We start from the raw sequence: 16790 nt of genomic DNA on the forward strand, positions 1-16790 counted from the left end.
CGGTTATTCCTCTTGCGTCAACCTGCTCGCCACATCGAGCAGGATATTGGCGCCGGCGACGATATCATCATCGGCGGTGAATTCTCTGGGATTGTGGCTGATGCCGCCCTGGCTTGGCACGAAGATCATCGCTGACGGAGCAATGCGGGCGATCATCTGGGCATCATGGCCGGCGCCCGAGGTCATGCGCCGGCACGGGAGTGCGCGCGCTTTGGCGGCCGTTTCGATCTCGGCGACGATGCGCTCGTCGAATGTGACGGGCTCGAAGCGGGCCAGCCGCTCTACCGCGATTGTCACATCCTCTTCGGCAGCGAGCGTTTCGAGGAAGCGGGCAAGGGCTGCTTCCTCCTGCTTGAGCCTGATCTCGTCGGGATCGCGCAGGTCGACGGTGAAGATCGCCTTCGAGGGGATGACGTTGATGGCGTTCGGCTGGAATTCCATGCAGCCGACGGTCGCGACCGTCGGTGTGTTCGAGGCCTTGGCGCGCTCGCGCAGGAAGGTGATGACGCGGGCGGCGGCATGGCCGGCATCGCGGCGCATGAAGATCGGCGTCGTGCCGGCGTGATTGGCATCGCCCTCGATCGTCACTTTCTGCCAGGAAATGCCCTGGAGGTTTTCGACTGCGCCAAGGGGAATGCCCTCGCGCTCCAGCACCGGGCCTTGCTCGATGTGGAGCTCGATATAGGCATGCGGCGTCAGGAAACCCGGTTCCTTGTCGCCGGCATAGCCGATGCGATCGAGCTCGTCACCAAGCGGTGATCCGTCGGTTCCAACAGTCGCGAGCGCTGCATCGATGTCGAGCCCGCCAGCATAGACGAGCGAGCCCATCATGTCAGGCGCATAACGCACGCCTTCCTCATTGGTGAAGGCGGCAACGACGATGGGACGGGCGGGCACGAAGCCCGCTTGTTTCAGGGTCTCGATGACTTCGAGGCCTGACAGTACGCCGTAACAGCCGTCGTAGATGCCGGCATCGATGACGGTATCGATATGCGAGCCGAGCATGAGCGGCGCGCGGCCTGCCGTGCCATCGGGCGCCCAGATGCCGAACATATTGCCGATCCTGTCGATGGCGAGTTCGAGACCGGCGTCCTCGATCCAGGCGGCGAGCCGGTCGCGGCCTTCCTTGTCGGTATCGGATGCGGCAAGGCGAATGAGGCGGCCGTCGGCATGGCGACCGATGGTGCCGAGTTCACGGAGCCGGCCGAGCAGCCGGGCGTTGTTTATGGAAAGATTGTTCATGCTGCACCTCGCGACAGTACCTCGTCAGGCGAGAGCCCGACAATCTCTCGGTATTTGCCGGGGTCGGTGGCGCCCTCGGTGTTGACGACGAAGATGCGGGAATTCGGGCCGATGGAAAGGGCTGCCATTATCTCGGGGTCGGCGACCGCCTTCAGAAAACCGGCAAGGCCAACGCCGCCGCTTTCGCCTGATATAATGGCGGTGTCGCCAGTGACGGGGTTGGCAAGGTGCCTCATGACGGCAACGGCATCCTCCTCATCGACGGTCATGAAGGCATCGGCGACACGCGAGAGAATGCGCCAGGCGACCAGCGACGGCTCGTAACATTCGAGCATCGCCATGACGGTCGGCTCGCCATGCGGCACGGTGACCGGATGGCCGGCGCGGGCGGTCGCAAACAGGCAGGCGGCGCGGGCGGGATCGACGACTGTGAATACCGGCCGCTGCTCGCCAAGCGTGATCGCCAGATGCCCGGCAACGGCGGCAGCGATGCCGCCCACACCGGACTGGATGAAGACATGCGTCGGCGGGGCCGGCAGCTGCCTCAGCGCTTCGCGCACCAACGCCGTATAACCCTGCATGACGAGGCCGGGGATGCGCTCGTAACCCGGCCAGGACGTGTCGGAGACGATGATCCAGCCGCGCTCTTTCGCCACGCGCGCGGCCTCCCTCACGGAGTCGTCGTAGCTTCCCGTCACGCGGATCATCTCGGCGCCGAAGCGGGCGATTGCCGCGACGCGCTCGTCGCTGACGCCTGCATGCACGAAGATCGCCGCGCGCGCGCTGACGAGCCCGGCCCCTTGCGCGACCGAACGGCCGTGATTGCCATCGGTGGCGCAGGCAAAACACATGGTTTCGGCGATCATCCTGGCGTCAGGCGAGTGCAGCTCGGCTATATCGACCGGCCGCCCGAGCCTTGCCTCGGCCTCTTCGAGAACCAGGCGGATGACGGCATAGGCGCCACCCAGCGCCTTGAAGCTGCCGAGGCCGAGGCGCTGGCCCTCATCCTTCACATGGATGGCGGCGACACCTGATTCAGCGGCCAGGCCGGGAAGGGAGATCAGCGGCGTTTCGGCATGCTGGTCGCGATAGCGCAGGTGACGCTCCACGCCTTCTGCGGCAGCCAGGCTAAGCGTTTCCGCATCGCCCGTTACGAGCGGGCGTCGGTAGTCTGCATTGCCGTTGAGGATAAACATTGTGGCCTCACTTGCTGTCCGGCTGAAACATATTGCAGCAGACACGAAAAAGGCGCTGATATTTGATGCCTGTTTTGCAATTTTGTTTCGTGGAGTCCGCATGGCGGCACAACTCGATGCCTTCGACCGCAAGATTCTCGACATATTGCAGCGTGACAATACCACGCCGCAGCGCACGATCGGCGAGGCGGTCAATCTCTCGGCCCCGGCGGTGCAGCGGCGTATCAAGCGCATGACGGAAGAGGGTGTCATCCGCGCCAATGTCGCCGTCGTCGATCCCGCCGCCGTTGGCCAGGCGATCACCATTTTCGTCGAGGTGGAGGTCATCAGCGAAACCGCCGAGCAGATCGAGCAGGCCAAGCGTGAATTCGCTGCCGCGCCGGAAATCCAGCAATGCTATTACGTCACGGGCGAGGCCGATTTCATGCTCGTCATCATCGTGTCTTCGATGGCCGATTACGAAGCGCTGACGCGGCGCCTGTTCTTCGGCAACAATAATGTGAAGCGGTTTCGGACATTCGTTGCCATGGACCGGATCAAGGTTGGGCTCAGCGTTCCGATCTAAGCGTGATTTCAAGGGAGGTGCCTGTTCATGCTGATCATTTTCGGCGGTTTGCCGGGCAGTGGGAAGACGACGATTGCGCGGGCTTTGGCGAAGCGGCTTGGGGCCGTTCATCTGCGCATCGATACGATCGAACAGACCATACGGGCTTCGGGCATGTTGAGATCGGAGGTCGGGCCGGCGGGATATATGGTTGGATATGCTCTTGCCGAAGACAATCTGACGCTCGGCAATACCGTCGTTGCGGACTCTGTAAACGGCCTGACGATAACACGTGATGCCTGGCTCTCGGTCGCTGTCCGGGCGGGTGTACGGGCCGTCGAGATCGAAATCGTCTGTTCGGACAAGGTTGAGCATCGCCGGCGGGTCGAGACGCGGGCAAGCGATATTCCAGGGCTGATAGATCCGAGCTGGGAGAAGGTTATCACGCGCGATTATGACGATTGGGGGCAGAGACCCATAGTTATCGACAGTGCGGTGCTGAGTGTGGATCAAGCCGTCGCCGAATTGATCTCGAAACTGGGGCCAGCTCAAGTCGGCGACGGGATTTTTGACGCGAGGCTTTAGGCAGCAGCTCTCGCCACGGGACGCGTGCGTCTCAGCAATTGACGCAGCGACAGGGCGTGCAGGACGAGCGAGGTGGGTACGGTGAAGGCCGGAATGATGGCGGTCGGGTAGGTGCCGGTCGTCAGATTGGGATGATCGAGAGCAAGCTGTTGCAGGGGGCCGGGCGTGGTGAGGGCGCCGAGCGTGACCGCCACGACCAGATCGGTTATGCCGAAGAGGTTCCAGAACAGAGCCGCTTTGGTGCTGCCCGGCCGGCCGCTTGCGAGCACGATGGCTGTTGGCAGGGCCATCAGTCCGGTGATCACGTCACCCGTGCCGGCGGGCAGGGCGAAGATGCCGGGCGTGGTGCCGGCCAGCCAGTTGGCGAAAAAGACGCCGCCGATCACTCTGTAGGCCTGAAGGCCGATCAACCAGTTGGCGGGCATGGCATCGAGCAGCGTGCCGATCCGGTCCGAACGCGACAGGACGGTGATGACGAGGGCGGTCGGCACGACGATCATCAGCGGCAGCAACGGGATCGAGACTGCGCCGGGCAGGAGAAGGCCTTCGGCGACGATCACCCAGGCTGCCCCATGCCAGAGGGTAAGGGGAATTGCGATCGCCAGCCAGGTCCATATGCGCTCAGAGGCGGTGAGCGAAGTGCGCGACAATCCTGCCCAGGTGCCGCCGAGCACGATGAGATGCACGGCGATGCGCGCGACGATGATGGACAGGTCCGAGCGCTGAAGCTCCGGGATTGCGACAAGGGCGGCGAACCAGAGGCCTGTGGCAACGGCGGTGCCGGCGAATGCGAGTGTCGGACTGGTGAAAATCGCAGTGTTGTTCGACGCCAAGGTGAGATCCTCCCGTTTTGGCGAAATCGGTACTGTGTTGCAGTGGTCAGCGCCTGATCCGCACGGGCTTCAAAGGCCCCCGTGGCTGCGGTCAGCCGGCGCAGTGTCATCCTCCGGTGATAGACATAACTCTTATTATAAGAGTGAATATGCGAGCAAGCGATTTGTCGGTCTGCTTTGTCGCAGGCCAGGCGGCTTCAGGGGTATTTTCCGGGCTTTCTTGAATCGGCCATTCCACCAGATTAATGTGGCTCTCATGATGAGAGGCCTTCGGTCATTTTGCGGATGCCGGGAAAGGGTTCGATGCGTTCTAAGGGGTTTGATGGAATGGTCTGCTCGATTGCCGGCGTCATGGCGGCGATCGGGGATCGATGGGGCTTGCTTATCTTACGCGATCTCGTGTGCGGCCTCAGCCGCTATGAGGATTTTCGCCGGTCATCCGGCGTGACCAATGCGACGCTCAGCGACCGGCTGAAGCATCTGGAAGCCAATGGCCTTATCGAGCGGCGGCGCTATCAGGTGAACCCGGAAAGGTTCGAATATCTCCTGACCCGGAAAGGCTGGCAGATCGCCCCTCTCATGCCGGTGCTTTCCCAGATCGGCGACAGCCTCGGCCTGTCAGGCGCTTCGGGACCGCCCATGAGTTTCGTCAATCGCAGGACGGGCGCAGAGATACGCTGGGGCTTCATCGATCAGAAGACCGGCGAGCCGGTGAGCCCGGTGGATATCGACGTCAAGGAAGGGGATGGCGCGGATGACACGGTTCGCTGGCGACTGTCCCATGCCGAGGCCCGTCGTCAGGCGCTCGACGACATCATTGCCGCCTCGGGTGAGGCACCGGATGCGCAGCCTGCGAGGTGAGGGTGGCCTTGCTTTTGCGGAATTGCTGTCAAAGCTTGGGCCAGGCCGGCGTCGGTAACGGCGGGGGCGTGGCGCGGCAACGACCTGCTTTATTGACCTCAAACCGTATCAGGGCGCTAATGAGCCGGTATCGTCACTGCTTGCAGGCAAGGAGGACGCGATGCTGCTCAAGGGGGAACGAACCTTCGTTGTGCGCGACATGGGAGGGTTCATCGCGCATATCAATATGCCGGGATGGGTGAAGCCGAAGCCAACCGATCATGGGCATGGGCCGCTGGCGATGGTGGTCGAATCCATCCTGCATCCGGGCCGGCTGATTGCCATGCACGAGCACTGCAATGACGAGATCATCTCCTGGGTGCCTGATGGTGTGATGCGCCACGAAGATAGAGCCCACGGCCGGTTGGTTTGCGACAGCGGGCATCTGATGGTGATGAATGCCGGGCGTGGCTTCTGGCACTCCGAGGAGACGCTGGCGTCCGATCCGCCGCTGCGCATGCTGCAGATCCTCGTGCGGCCCGATGCGATCGATCTCGAACCTGGCATCCAGCATGGGGCGATGCCTGACAGCGCGCCCAATCGATGGCGGCATCTCGTCGGGCCGGCGGGGGGCGATGCGCCTTTCTTCGTTCGCAACCAGATCGACGTCTTCGATGTCCGGCTGGAACCCGGCATGCGGGTGGACTTCCCGCATAAACCCGGCCGCGAGCTCTATTTCTATGTGTTCAGCGGTGCAGTCCTCGCCGGCGGGCAGGCGTTTGGGGAAGGCGAGCAAGGGCTGCTGCTGTCGGATGAAGTGTTGACGGCAGAGGCGACGAGCGTCTGCCTGATGGTGGCCTTCCTGCTCGATCCCCGATCGCCTGTTACGAGAAAGGGGACGGTGGCCGACAACAGGAAAATCCCGCCGCCTGTCGTGATCCGTCTTGTGAAACGGTGGCAAGCGTTGAAGCGGCTGTGGCTGCGGAGTTGAAGATAGGCGTGGGCCTCAGCTCCAGTATTTGACGGCGTAGACAACAGTCATGACGGCGCCGGTGAGGATGACGAACCAGCGGACGATCGTGGCCGGCAGCACGCGCACGAGATAGCCGCCGAGATAACCGCCCACCAGGGCGCCTGACAGCATCGTCAACGTTTCGGGCCAGCGGACGGCGCGCTGGGCGATGAAGATAATAACGGCTGCCATGCTGACCGAGGTGGCGAGCAGGTTCTTCAGCGCCTTCACGCGACGGATATCGTCGGGATCGGCAATTGAGAGAACCGCCGTCAGGATGACGCCGAGGCCGGCGCCGAAGAAGCCGCCATAGATAGACGAGAGGCTGAGGACGGAAAGGCCGAGACCGTGCGAGGGCTCGGCATCGCCCCGCCTTGCCTCCGCCCAGGCGGCGATGCGGGGCGAAAAGAGGAAGAGCAGGGTGGCAATGCCGATCAAGGCCGGAACGGGGAGAACGAAGAGCCGCTCGGGCAAGGCGAGCAGCAGCAGCGCGCCGATGCCGCCGCCGATCAGGCAGACGAGGACGGACGACCAAAGTTTAGCATCCAGCGGCAGCACCTTGCGGCGGTCGGCGAGAACGGCGAGCAGGTGGCCCGGCACGATCGCCACCGCATTCGAGGCATTGGCGGTGACGGGCGGCAGTCCGGCGGCAAGCATAGCGGGGAAAGTGAGCAGCGTGGCGCCGCCGGCAAGCGCATTGATCACGCCGCCCGCCATGCCGGCGGCAAGCAGCAACAATATGATCCCTGGTGTCATCGGCTTGCCTCCCGTCTCCCCAATGTATCTTTCGATGCATCAGGAGGCATCGCGAGGACAAGCCATCGATGGCCTCAAGGCGTTCGCGTTGCGAAATATTCCGGGAGGTGACGGGGCAAAGGCAAGGCAGATTCGCCGAGGGACTGGTTCGCATGTCACCCGTTTGGGTGACTTGCGCAAGGCAGGCGCTTGCGTTGCCATGCGTAAGCGGGGCTCGGGTTTCAGTATCGTCGGTCTTGGGAGGGAAAAATGCATGGTTTTATACAACACCACAGCGTGGCTTGCGGCTGCGGCGGCTGTCCCGATGTTCCTGATGACCAGGGGCGCCGGCGTTTCCTGTACGCTGCGTTGGGAAGCGCTGCAATTGCGGCCGGGGCTGTTATCTCATCGGCCGGGCCGGCATCGGCGCAGAGCACATTGGCGCCCGATGACGTGCTGAAGGCGATGATGGATGGAAACCGGCGCTTCATCGACGGGCGTCTGCAGTCCCTCAACGAGGACCTTTCGATCCTCAAGGCGAAGACGGCGGAAAAGCAGGAGCCCTTCGCGGCGGTGCTCTCCTGCGCCGATTCACGGGTGCCGGTGGAGTTCGTCTTCGACCAGAGCATCGGTCAGCTCTTCGTCGTGCGCGTCGCCGGAAATATCGCGACGCCGGAGATTATCGCCAGCCTTGAATATGGTGTTGCCGTTCTCGGCACGCGGCTTCTGATGGTGCTCGGCCACAGCAATTGCGGTGCGGTGAAGGCGACGATCGAGGGCAAAGCCGTGCCTGGCCAGATCGGCGCCCTCTATGCGCCGATCTGGCCAGCGGTGAATGCCGCTGGCGACAACCTCGATGCGGCGATCGATGCCAACGCCAAGATGCAGGCGACGCTGATCAGCCGGAGTTCGACCGTCATCGCGGGGGCTGTCAAGGAGGGGAAACTCAGGGTCCTCGCCGCGCGCTACGATATCGCCAGCGGGGTGGTTTCGCTGCTCGGTTAGGAGCGCCCTTGCGGGATGCTTGTTGAGCGTGGCGATTGGGGGTAGGTCTGGAATTGCTCTATCCCGATCAGCGCGGAGATCGCCATGTCCGGTGACAGCCTTGCCCGTTCATTCGGCCGCGAAGCCTTTGGCCTTAGTCCTGAAAACTATCACTCCGCCCGACCAGCCTATCCGCCGGCGGTTTGGGATATCTTGCGGCAGCGGGCCGGATTGCGACCCGGTATCTCGATACTGGAGATCGGGGCGGGGACGGGGCTCGCCACCGAACATCTTCTGGAGCACAACCCGCAACGGCTTCTGGCTGTCGAGCCGGATGCGCGGCTTGCGGAATTCCTGCGTGCGCGGTTGCGTCGGCCCGAACTCGACGTGATCGAGCAGCCTTTCGAAGAGCTGAACGAGGTTCCGCAGTCCTACGATCTTGTGGTCAGTGCGACGGCATTCCATTGGCTCGATGCCGTTCCGGCGCTGCGGCGTATCCATGCCTTGCTTCGCCATAGTGGCTCTGTCGCCCTGATCTGGAACGTCTTTGGCGACAACAGCAGGCCCGATCCCTTTCACGAGGCGAGCGCGCATCTCTTTGCCGGGCACCGTCCAAGCCCGTCCGGCGGAGGGACGACGCAGACGCCTTACGGGCTCGATAGCGAGGCCCGGCTCAGGGATTTTGAGGAGGCTTCATTCCACGGCGAGCCGCCTGTCATGTTCGAGTGGACGCTGACGCTCGATCCGCCCGCGGTGCGGCGGCTCTATGCGACCTATTCGAATGTCGTGGCATTGGAGACGGAGAAGCGCGAGGCGTTGCTGGACGCGCTGGAAGATCTCGCAAGGGCCGATTTTGGCGGTGTCGTCACCAGGAATATGACGACGTCGGTTTTCATCGGCAAGCGGGAGTAAGGCTGGAGCGTCGTTGGGCGGCGCCTGTTACTCGGTGCCAGGCCTGCCGAACTGGCTGGGCTTGCATTTCACCACGCCGCCGGCGCCATGCCGGAGATGCGGCCCTAGATCGCCGGACCCGGCCGCATGCGGCTTCCATCGGTGAAGCGCGACAGGCGGAAGCGGTTGAGATTGTGGCCGGTGGCATTTCCCTGGATCAGGTCCGAGACCACGCGGCCGATGCCTGGGCCGATGCCGAAGCCGTGGCCGCTCATGCCGGTCGCGACGAAGAGACCGGGGATTGTTTCCACGCGATCGACGATCGGCACGATGTCGGGCATGGCGTCGATCATGCCGGCCCAGGTCGTCTTCAGGCGAACGGTTTCGAATTGCGGGAAAAGGCGCTGGAAATTGCGGCTGATGGCATCGAGGCTGGATTTTTCGGGAGCGGGGTTGAGGACCCGCATCCGTTCGAAGGGGCTCTCGGCATCTGCCGTCCAGTTGCGCGGCGTCGACCAGCTGTCGGGATAGGCTTCAGGCGCTGCAGGCGAATAGCGCGTGCCGAAGGGGTGGGCCATCAGGGCGGGCAGGTATTTCTTCGCGTGGCGGAATACGTCCGGCCCGAGATAGAGACGATGGCTTCCGGGCGCCAGCGTGTAGCCGCCATCCTGCCTGCGGCGGAAGGCGACCTCGGCTCCGGCCACGGCACCTGCGTGAATTTCAGGCATGGGTTCGGTCGCGGCGACGGTGGCGCGCACGGCAAGCTGCGGGATGGAGATGCCGTGCCGCTTCAGGAAAAGAGACGACCAGGCGCCGCCTGCGACCAGCACGGTCGAAGTCTCGATGCGGCCGGCTTCGGTCCACACACCGCTCACTTGACCGGCGGAGATATCGAGGGTTCGCGCCGCGCAGTTTTCGACGATCGTGACGCCCAGCCGGGCGGCGAGCCGGGCAAGGGCGGGGACTGCGAGCCATGGCTCGGCGCGCATATCCGACGGCGTCGTCATGGCGCCGGTAAATTTGCGGGACATGCCCTTGAAGAGGGCTGCCGTTTGCCCACTGTCGAGCAGGCGGGTGTCGAGATCATAGGCGCTCGCGAGCTTCATGAAGGTTTCGAAGCCGGCCATCTGCTTGTCGGAGTTGGCGAGATAGGTGACGCCGGTCTTGGTAAGGCCGATATCCTCACCGCATTCTTCCGCCAGCTCTTTCCAGAGGCGGCAGGCCTCGATGACGATGGGCAGTTCGTCGCCATCGCGGCCCTGCTTGCGGATCCAGCCCCAGTTGCGCGAGGACTGTTCGGCGGCAATGCGTCCCTTCTCGATGAGCGTCACGGAGATCCTGCGCTTGGCCAGAAACAGCGCCGTCGTCACACCGATCACGCCGCCGCCGATGATCACGACGTTGGAGGTTTTCGGAAGCGGGCCATGATGCCGGATGGGGTCGGCGACGGAGAAGGGGAAGGTGGGCAAGCTGTGAATCCTGAAGGCTGATCGATGGACTGACGATTGCTAGAGGCTCCAGGCCGGCAATTCAAGGCGATGTGAGCGAGTGGCCACCGAAGCCATGATGCCGTTGCCCCGTAGAGCGCCGTGCGTCCATTCGGACGCACGGCGCTCTACCTTTTTGCATCTACGCATCAGGCTGTAGCCGAATAAAGAGAAATTCGCGGCCAGCGATGCTGCAATACCGGGACGGCAGGTTGCACAGCCGGTGGGGGAAGTGCTAGGCGAGCATTTTTTAACGGAAAACGCAGCTGCGATGCAAGGGCGCCGCCCATGGCGGCCTCGAGCAGCAGAAACCATGGTTGGACGATGAGCATCAGCATTTATGTGATCAATCTCGACCGGTCCACGGATCGGTGGAATGCGCTCTCCGATCAGGTCAAGGCCCTGCAGTTCGATCTCGTTCGCATTGCCGGTGTCGATGGGCGGGAGGTTCCCGCAGATCAGCGTACGGCATGCGATGACCGCGCCTTTCGGCGCAACAATGGCCGAACCATGCTGCCGGGCGAATATGGCTGCTACCGGAGCCACCTGAAGGTGCTCGCAGCCTTTCTGGAAACGGGCAAGGACGCCTGCATCATCGTCGAGGATGATGTCATTTTGTCTGCCGATCTCGTTGCGCGCGCCGAGGCGGCGCTCGCGGCGGTGCCCGGCGCCGATGTGATCAAGCTCTTCAATCACCGCATTGTCGGCTTCAGGCCTGTCGCCACCTCGGCTGCCGGCGATGAGATCGGCCGGGCGACGCATGGTCCACAAGGGTCAGCCGCCTGCTATGCGGTGACGCGGATGGGCGCCCTGAAGCTTCTCAAGCAGATCGCCGTCATGCGGTTTCCGTGGGATATCGAACTGGAACGGGGCTGGGCATCGCGAGCGCGGATCTACACGACCCGGCAGAATGTGACTGTCGTGGAAGAGGGCGGCTCGAATATCGGGACGCGATCCGTCTACAGGGCCACCAAATTTCCCTGGTGGAGGCGGTTGCCGACCTATGCGATTCGCATCGCCGAGACGGTCCGCAGAATCAACTACGCATTGAAAAAATAAGGCAACGGGTCGGAAGGCCCGGATGTGAGGGGCGGCCTTGCTGTTGCCGGCAAGATCCGGCTCAGAACTTTTTTGTTACTTTAGCATGTCGTTTCAGCGGTGTTGCAGTCGCGGCATAAGACCGCCGCAATTTTCAAGAGCCAATTCAAGAAATTACCCAAAAATGGTTATTCTGTGACGTAAAAGCTTACGATTCCGTATGCTTAGCCAGTCTTGTTCGTGACAGTTCGGCAATGTAGACCATCGCCGAAACCTATCGAGCAGTGTTGCGCCAACATCTCAACTCGGTCGGCTATCGGTCTGAGGTGTATCTTGAGCGCTCGAAATAATTTCGTGGGTGATCTGCACCCGCGTGCCTATGCCACTGCCGATCCGGTAGCGTCTCATAAGTTGAAAATTCTGCATATCTTGTTCTCCTCCAGAATTGCCGGATCGGAACGATACTGCATTGACCTCGCCAACGGGCAGGCTGCTCTTGGGCACGAGGTGCATGTTGCCGGACGATATGGCTCGCCGATGACGAAACTGCTTTCCAAGCAAGTCATTTTCCACGGCTTTGCGACACCGTTTCTGCGCGGTCTCAGGCTGCGGTGGCTGGCCGCGCGGGCAGGGATCGAAATCGCGCATGGGCATCTCAGCCATGGTTGCAAGGCGCTTGCCGCAGCGCCCGACAGCGTCGCCAGAATCGCGACCCTGCATGTCGGGTACAAGGCCAGGCAGCACGCGCATCTCGATGGCGTCATCTGTGTCAACGCGGCCCAGGCAACACGGCTCGGCAAATATGACGCCCAGTCGACGCTGATTTCCAACTGGCTGCCGGACGTCAAATCCGCCGAGAGCTTCGACCTGCGTGCGCAGCTGAATCTGCCGCGCGAAACACGGCTCGTCGGCAGCGTCGGGCGTCTGCATCTCAGCAAGGGATATGATGTGCTGGTGTCGGCCTTCCGGCAGTCGGCCCCCAGGGACGCCGCTCTTGTCATCGTCGGCGAGGGGCCGCATCGCGCCGCGCTGGAAAAGCTTGCCAGGGGCGACAGCCGCATCCATCTGCTCGGTCATTGCAACAATGTGCCGGGGTTCCTGCGCAATCTGGATCTCTTCGTGTCGCCGTCGCGCGAGGAATCGGCGGGGCTTGCCATCCTCGAAGCCATGAGCGAGGGGCTGCCGATCATCGCCACGGCCGCCGAAGGGCCATCGGAATATCTGCGCGAGCATCCGGTGACCCTGGTCGCGCCGGGCTCCGTCGAGCAGCTTTCCGAGGCGCTTGCCGATGTGATGCGAGAACAACCTGTTGTCCGTCTGTCGCGCGTAAGCTACGACTTGCGTCCTTTCTCTCGTTCGGCAGGCATTGTGAATGTTCTCGATTTCTATTCCCGGGTTGCCGGCGGAGCCGCAGCGCAGCTGGCCTCGGCACCGATCATCCGCGGTTGATCCATGCGTCTGAAGCCCAAGAGTGATTTCTGGCAGGTCGGCATCGTGCCCGCACCCGCCGAGGCGCTGCTCGATGCCGAGACTTTGGCGGATTGTTCCAGCCGCATCATGTGGCTGCCCGATCCCGGCCCCTGGCGCTTTCTCGCCGATCCCTTCGCCGTGAAGCGGGGCGATGCCCTGCACGTCTTCGTCGAGGCGTATGACTACCACACCAAGCATGGCTTCATCGAGCGCCATGAATTCGGGCCGGCTCTCGAATGGCGCGGCAAGGCGGTGACGCTCGTGCGGCCTTTCCATCTCTCCTATCCTTTCCTGATCGAGCAGGATGGCGAGGTGCTGATGGTGCCGGAAAGCCATAAGGCCGGTGAAGTGGCCCTTTATCGCGCCCGTGCTTTCCCGGACGGCTGGGTGCGCGAAACGGTGCTTCTAGCCGATATTCCGGCTGCCGAGGCCTGCCTGATCCAGCATCAGGGCAAGTGGTGGATGTTTTACACCGTCGTCGGGTCCGGCGCGCGCGACCAGCGCGAACTGCATGTCGCCTTTGCCGACCGGCTGACCGGGCCATGGAAGACCCATCCGCAGAATCCGGTTCTGGTCGACCGCTCCGGCGCGCGGCCGGGCGGCACGCCCTTTGTCGGCGCCGATGGCCAGATCACCCTTCCGGTTCAGGATTGCAGCCTCAGCTATGGCGGCGGCCTGCGCTTTCTGCGTTTCAGCCTGCTTACGGAAACGCATGTGACCTCGGAGCATCTGCCGGTGCAGTTGACCGGCGATCTCGCCGCTGCCGATTACCCTGACGGGCTGCACACGTTTTCCGCCTGCGGGGACCTGACGCTCATCGATGTGAAGCGCATCGACAGGTCTTTCGGCCGCCATATCGTCAACCTGAAACGGAAGCTGCTGCCGAAGGGGGGCTTGCCAGCATTAGGGTGATATCGGCCGTTTGGCCCTCGCAATCTGCGCCGACACGGGCCAAACTGTCCTTGGATTCGATGCGGAGGATTGGTCGGGATGTCTTGCCGGCGGCGAGATTGGTCTGGGGGTGGGCGATGACGAAGCCTATGCTTTCGCTGCAGCTCTTTTCGATGCGTGGCCTTGGAGAACTCGGCACACAGCTTGAGAAGGCAGCAGGCGCCGGCTTTGACGCGGTCGAGCCGCTCGAGGGGCATCTGCGCGACGCCGACCTCCTGCAAAACGGGCTTCTGCGGAACGGGCTGACGGCGCCGTCGGCGCATGTCGGGCTGGAGGCGCTGCGCAGGGAGCGGCAGCGCTTTGTCGAGGCCTGCCAGCAGTGCGGCATCGGGCAGCTGTTCGTTCCGCATCCGGGGCCTTCGCTGGTGAAGGATACGAAAGCGGGATGGCAGCGGATCGGCCATGAACTCGGCGTCCTCTCGGAGCAGATGAAAGCCGACGGCATCATGCTCGGTTATCACAATATGATGGCGGGCTTCGATCGCACCATCGGCGGGCGCTACGGTTTCGAGCTGATGTTCGAGGCGGCCAGGGGCAGTCCGCTCGTCTGGCAGGCGGATATTGCCTGGCTGGCGCGCGCCCAGCCCAATGCCGGCGAATGGATAAGGCACTACGCCGGCGTGCTCACCTCGGTGCATGTGAAGGATCAGGCGCCCGACGACAGGGATCCCGAGGAGGATGGCTGGGCGAATGTCGGCTCCGGCGTGCTTCTCTGGCCGTCCCTGTGGCGGGCGGCGGTTGCGAGCGGGGCGCGGCTCTTCGTGGTCGAGCACGACAATCCGCGGCTGCCCTTCGAATTTGCAGCCCGCAGCTATGCCTATCTCAGCCGGTTCCTGACGTAGGAACCAGGCCTCGGGCAACGGGATCATCAATCCCGCGGCAGCGTGCCGAGCAGCAGGTGGTTTCCCCTGCGGTTGCCGCAGTTCCTGCATGTCAAGCGAAGGCCGATCATCGCCAGCGACAGGTCCTTGCCGCAGCGGTAGGCGAGCGCGCGCCGGTCGATCCTCGTCTCATGCCGGCAGGCGTCGCACCGTGCGTGAAGGACATACCATTGCGGCAGGGTGGCGAGCGTTTCCCTGTCGGCCGCGACAGCCTCATGGCTGGCGACGAGATCGATGCTGCGGCGGTGTTTCATTGTTTGTCGAGGGGGCGCCTGTCTGAGAGGAGCCGGTCGAAGGATGGCCGCCAGCCGCGCGTGATGCCGCGACTCATCGCGCCTTCGGCAAGGGCCAACTGTTGGCGCAGGTGGCGGCAGTCCTGCAGGAGCGTTGCGATGGCCGCCTTGGCGTCCTCGTCATGCCAGGAAAGCACGGCCTCGACCTCCCAGCTCAGGTCTTCGTTTGTCGTCTCTTCATTCAGGATTTTAGGGGGGGCCAGTTGCGGGCGCATGTTCTCATTCTCCTTGCAGAGCATTTCAGTTCCAGATTGTCGGGATGGCGGCCGCAGCGCCACGGATGTTCTTATTATGTTCTCATTTGTGCAGGAGTCAAGTGCGGGGCTGGTTGGCTGTAAACCCCGCCCCAAACCCATCCCCACAAGGGTGTTCAGACTGGGGAGGGGTGGGGGACTTGCTTCGGAACCGTGGTCATTTGCAGACGTCCCGTGATTGAGGCAGGATGCATTTCTTCGAACAAGCAGAAAAAACGGGGCGCTGATGCTGATCGGCTCATGTCATTGCGGCAAGGCGGGCTGGACGCTGGAAGGCGATCCGGGCTCGATTACTGCCTGCAACTGCACGCTTTGCCGGCGTTATGGCGCGCTCTGGGCCTATGATTACGAGGGCGAGCGGATCACCATGAGGGGCGAGACCGGTTCCTATACGCGGGCCGGCCGCGAGACGCCCTCGCTCGAAATATTGTTCTGCCCGACCTGCGCCTGTGTGCTGAGCTGGCGCGGCCTGAGACTCAACAGGGATGGGCGCCGGCGCATGGCGGTCAATGTGCGGCTGGCGCCGCCGGATCTCGTCTCAGACCTGCCGATCGATCATTTCGACGGGCTGGACACATTTGACGACCTTCCTTCCAAGGGACAATGCGTGCGCGATCTCTGGTTCTGACGGAACAGCGCGCGCCACGCTTAGTGAACGGCGATGGTTATCGCTTTGTCGATTGTCGCTTGTGTCAGCGTTACGAGCCCGGCGCCCAAGGCAAGCGTGATCAGCGCAATCAAGGGCCAATCCATCGGCCGTTGTTGCTGCGGCCGTTTGCCCTGAAAGCCAAACTCGCGGCGTTCCTCCACGAATCTGGAAAAGACATCGTCGTCTTCCATATGTGCCATTAAACCCTCCCGACCGATGTGGCGAGCCGATGCGCAAGCCTGCCCCACAAGGTCATTGGAATGCTACCTCGTGGACCGGAGATAGCAATTAATTCAATAGGTTTAACCCGATGACCCTATCATCTGACGGGCGAACGATCGTTGCCGGCCGACGATATCGGTCGGCAGCGGAGACGCGTTCGCCTGCGCTTTTGATGGTCCCTGGCGCCATCGCCTGACAAGAGCGACGGTGATCTCGGTGCCGATCCTGGTTATGTAACCGTTATGAGCCCGGCACCCAAAACGACCGCGACCAGCGCAAGAAAGTGCCAGTTTATCAACCTTCGTTGCGGCGGCCGCTCGCCCCGAAAGCCGAGTTCGCGGCGCTCCTCTACGAATCTGGAAAAGACTTCGTCCTCATCCCTATGTGTCATCATACCCCTCCCGAGCTCCTTAGAGCATTCTAATATTCCTTCTAAAAGGGGTTTGACGCCAGGGCTTTAGTCCAGAGTGGTTAACGATCAGATCTTTACCACCATTGCTTCGTCATCCGATAGGACAAGCGGCTGTGGCAAGTAGACCCTCCAGACATCGACCGATACGTCAGCAATGAAAAGTGATGCTATCATCGAAGTGTAGGTATAATTATTTTTATTTCTTAGAATTTCACCCGTTATGGTTATTATGTCATCCTTTATATTTCCGTTTCTGTAATAGAAAAACAGA

Annotated in this window: 19 protein-coding genes; 11 read left to right on the forward strand and 8 right to left on the reverse strand. The window is 62.4% G+C overall.

Annotated features, from left to right (window positions below; translation table 11 throughout):
- Positions 1–3 precede the first annotated feature (3 nt).
- Entirely contained in the window at positions 4–1242 is a 1239-nt protein-coding gene (locus FHT87_RS18175) for a Zn-dependent hydrolase (RefSeq protein WP_183803742.1), read from the reverse strand.
- A complete protein-coding gene (locus FHT87_RS18180; RefSeq protein ID WP_183736238.1) occupies positions 1239–2438 on the reverse strand; it encodes a diaminopropionate ammonia-lyase in 1200 nt (399 codons plus the stop codon). The genes FHT87_RS18175 and FHT87_RS18180 overlap by 4 nt, the downstream gene beginning before the upstream one ends.
- A gap of 100 nt (positions 2439–2538) precedes the next feature.
- Between FHT87_RS18180 and FHT87_RS18185 the strand changes: the two genes are divergently transcribed.
- Positions 2539–3003, forward strand: a complete 465-nt coding sequence (locus FHT87_RS18185; RefSeq protein WP_183736237.1) for an Lrp/AsnC family transcriptional regulator — start codon at positions 2539–2541, stop codon at positions 3001–3003.
- Between the two features lie 27 nt (positions 3004–3030).
- Positions 3031–3567: an AAA family ATPase gene (locus tag FHT87_RS18190; protein WP_183803744.1), complete on the forward strand. Its 537-nt coding sequence runs from the start codon at positions 3031–3033 to the stop codon at positions 3565–3567.
- On the opposite strand, the gene FHT87_RS18195 is transcribed toward FHT87_RS18190, so the two are convergent.
- The gene (locus FHT87_RS18195) at positions 3564–4400 is read right to left on the reverse strand and encodes a hypothetical protein (RefSeq protein ID WP_183803746.1); all 837 of its coding nucleotides are present in this window, start codon (positions 4398–4400) and stop codon (positions 3564–3566) included. The genes FHT87_RS18190 and FHT87_RS18195 overlap by 4 nt on opposite strands.
- 303 nt (positions 4401–4703) lie before the next feature.
- Here FHT87_RS18195 and FHT87_RS18200 point away from each other — a divergent pair, with 303 nt between their 5' ends.
- Together FHT87_RS18200 and FHT87_RS18205 are read left to right on the forward strand one after the other, a co-directional pair.
- Positions 4704–5261, forward strand: a complete 558-nt coding sequence (locus tag FHT87_RS18200; protein WP_183803747.1) for a helix-turn-helix domain-containing protein — start codon at positions 4704–4706, stop codon at positions 5259–5261.
- Between the two features lie 160 nt (positions 5262–5421).
- Positions 5422–6231, forward strand: coding sequence for a pirin family protein (locus FHT87_RS18205; RefSeq protein WP_183803750.1), 810 nt, complete (start codon positions 5422–5424; stop codon positions 6229–6231).
- Positions 6232–6246: 15 nt separating this feature from the next.
- Here the strand turns inward: FHT87_RS18205 and FHT87_RS18210 are convergent, their stop codons facing one another.
- Entirely contained in the window at positions 6247–7008 is a 762-nt protein-coding gene (locus FHT87_RS18210) for a sulfite exporter TauE/SafE family protein (RefSeq protein WP_183736234.1), read from the reverse strand.
- 249 nt (positions 7009–7257) lie between these two features.
- Here FHT87_RS18210 and FHT87_RS18215 point away from each other — a divergent pair, with 249 nt between their 5' ends.
- Positions 7258–7992, forward strand: a complete 735-nt coding sequence (locus FHT87_RS18215; protein ID WP_183803752.1) for a carbonic anhydrase — start codon at positions 7258–7260, stop codon at positions 7990–7992.
- Positions 7993–8076: 84 nt separating this feature from the next.
- Entirely contained in the window at positions 8077–8883 is an 807-nt protein-coding gene (locus FHT87_RS18220) for a class I SAM-dependent methyltransferase (protein WP_183803754.1), read from the forward strand.
- Positions 8884–8987: 104 nt separating this feature from the next.
- Here the strand turns inward: FHT87_RS18220 and FHT87_RS18225 are convergent, their stop codons facing one another.
- Entirely contained in the window at positions 8988–10331 is a 1344-nt protein-coding gene (locus FHT87_RS18225; protein WP_183803756.1) for an FAD-binding oxidoreductase, read from the reverse strand.
- A 342-nt stretch (positions 10332–10673) separates the two neighbouring features.
- Here FHT87_RS18225 and FHT87_RS18230 point away from each other — a divergent pair, with 342 nt between their 5' ends.
- The 4 genes from FHT87_RS18230 (at position 10674) to FHT87_RS18245 (ending at position 14650) form a co-directional block, all read left to right on the forward strand.
- On the forward strand, positions 10674–11408 hold the full coding sequence (locus FHT87_RS18230; RefSeq protein WP_183803760.1) for a glycosyltransferase family 25 protein: 735 nt from the start codon (positions 10674–10676) through the stop codon (positions 11406–11408).
- A 486-nt stretch (positions 11409–11894) separates the two neighbouring features.
- On the forward strand, positions 11895–12836 hold the full coding sequence (locus FHT87_RS18235) for a glycosyltransferase (protein ID WP_348649381.1): 942 nt from the start codon (positions 11895–11897) through the stop codon (positions 12834–12836).
- Between the two features lie 3 nt (positions 12837–12839).
- Positions 12840–13769: a glycosyl hydrolase family 43 gene (locus FHT87_RS18240; protein ID WP_183803763.1), complete on the forward strand. Its 930-nt coding sequence runs from the start codon at positions 12840–12842 to the stop codon at positions 13767–13769.
- Positions 13770–13885: 116 nt separating this feature from the next.
- Positions 13886–14650, forward strand: coding sequence for a sugar phosphate isomerase/epimerase (locus tag FHT87_RS18245; RefSeq protein ID WP_183803765.1), 765 nt, complete (start codon positions 13886–13888; stop codon positions 14648–14650).
- Positions 14651–14676: 26 nt separating this feature from the next.
- Here FHT87_RS18245 and FHT87_RS18250 read toward each other — a convergent pair whose 3' ends face one another.
- Positions 14677–14943: a hypothetical protein gene (locus tag FHT87_RS18250; protein WP_183803768.1), complete on the reverse strand. Its 267-nt coding sequence runs from the start codon at positions 14941–14943 to the stop codon at positions 14677–14679.
- Complete coding sequence (locus tag FHT87_RS18255; protein ID WP_183803771.1) at positions 14940–15197, reverse strand: hypothetical protein; 258 nt, start codon at positions 15195–15197, stop codon at positions 14940–14942. The genes FHT87_RS18250 and FHT87_RS18255 overlap by 4 nt, the downstream gene beginning before the upstream one ends.
- Positions 15198–15462: 265 nt before the next feature.
- On the opposite strand from FHT87_RS18255, the gene FHT87_RS18260 reads away from it, so the two are divergent.
- Entirely contained in the window at positions 15463–15864 is a 402-nt protein-coding gene (locus FHT87_RS18260) for a GFA family protein (protein ID WP_183803774.1), read from the forward strand.
- A 20-nt stretch (positions 15865–15884) separates the two neighbouring features.
- On the opposite strand, the gene FHT87_RS18265 is transcribed toward FHT87_RS18260, so the two are convergent.
- Positions 15885–16085 carry a hypothetical protein gene (locus FHT87_RS18265; protein ID WP_183803777.1) on the reverse strand — a complete coding sequence of 67 codons (201 nt, stop codon included), beginning with the start codon at positions 16083–16085 and terminating at the stop codon, positions 15885–15887.
- Positions 16086–16790: the final 705 nt, after the last annotated feature.

The organism is Rhizobium sp. BK316 (genome assembly GCF_014193695.1).
Classification (GTDB): domain Bacteria; phylum Pseudomonadota; class Alphaproteobacteria; order Rhizobiales; family Rhizobiaceae; genus Rhizobium.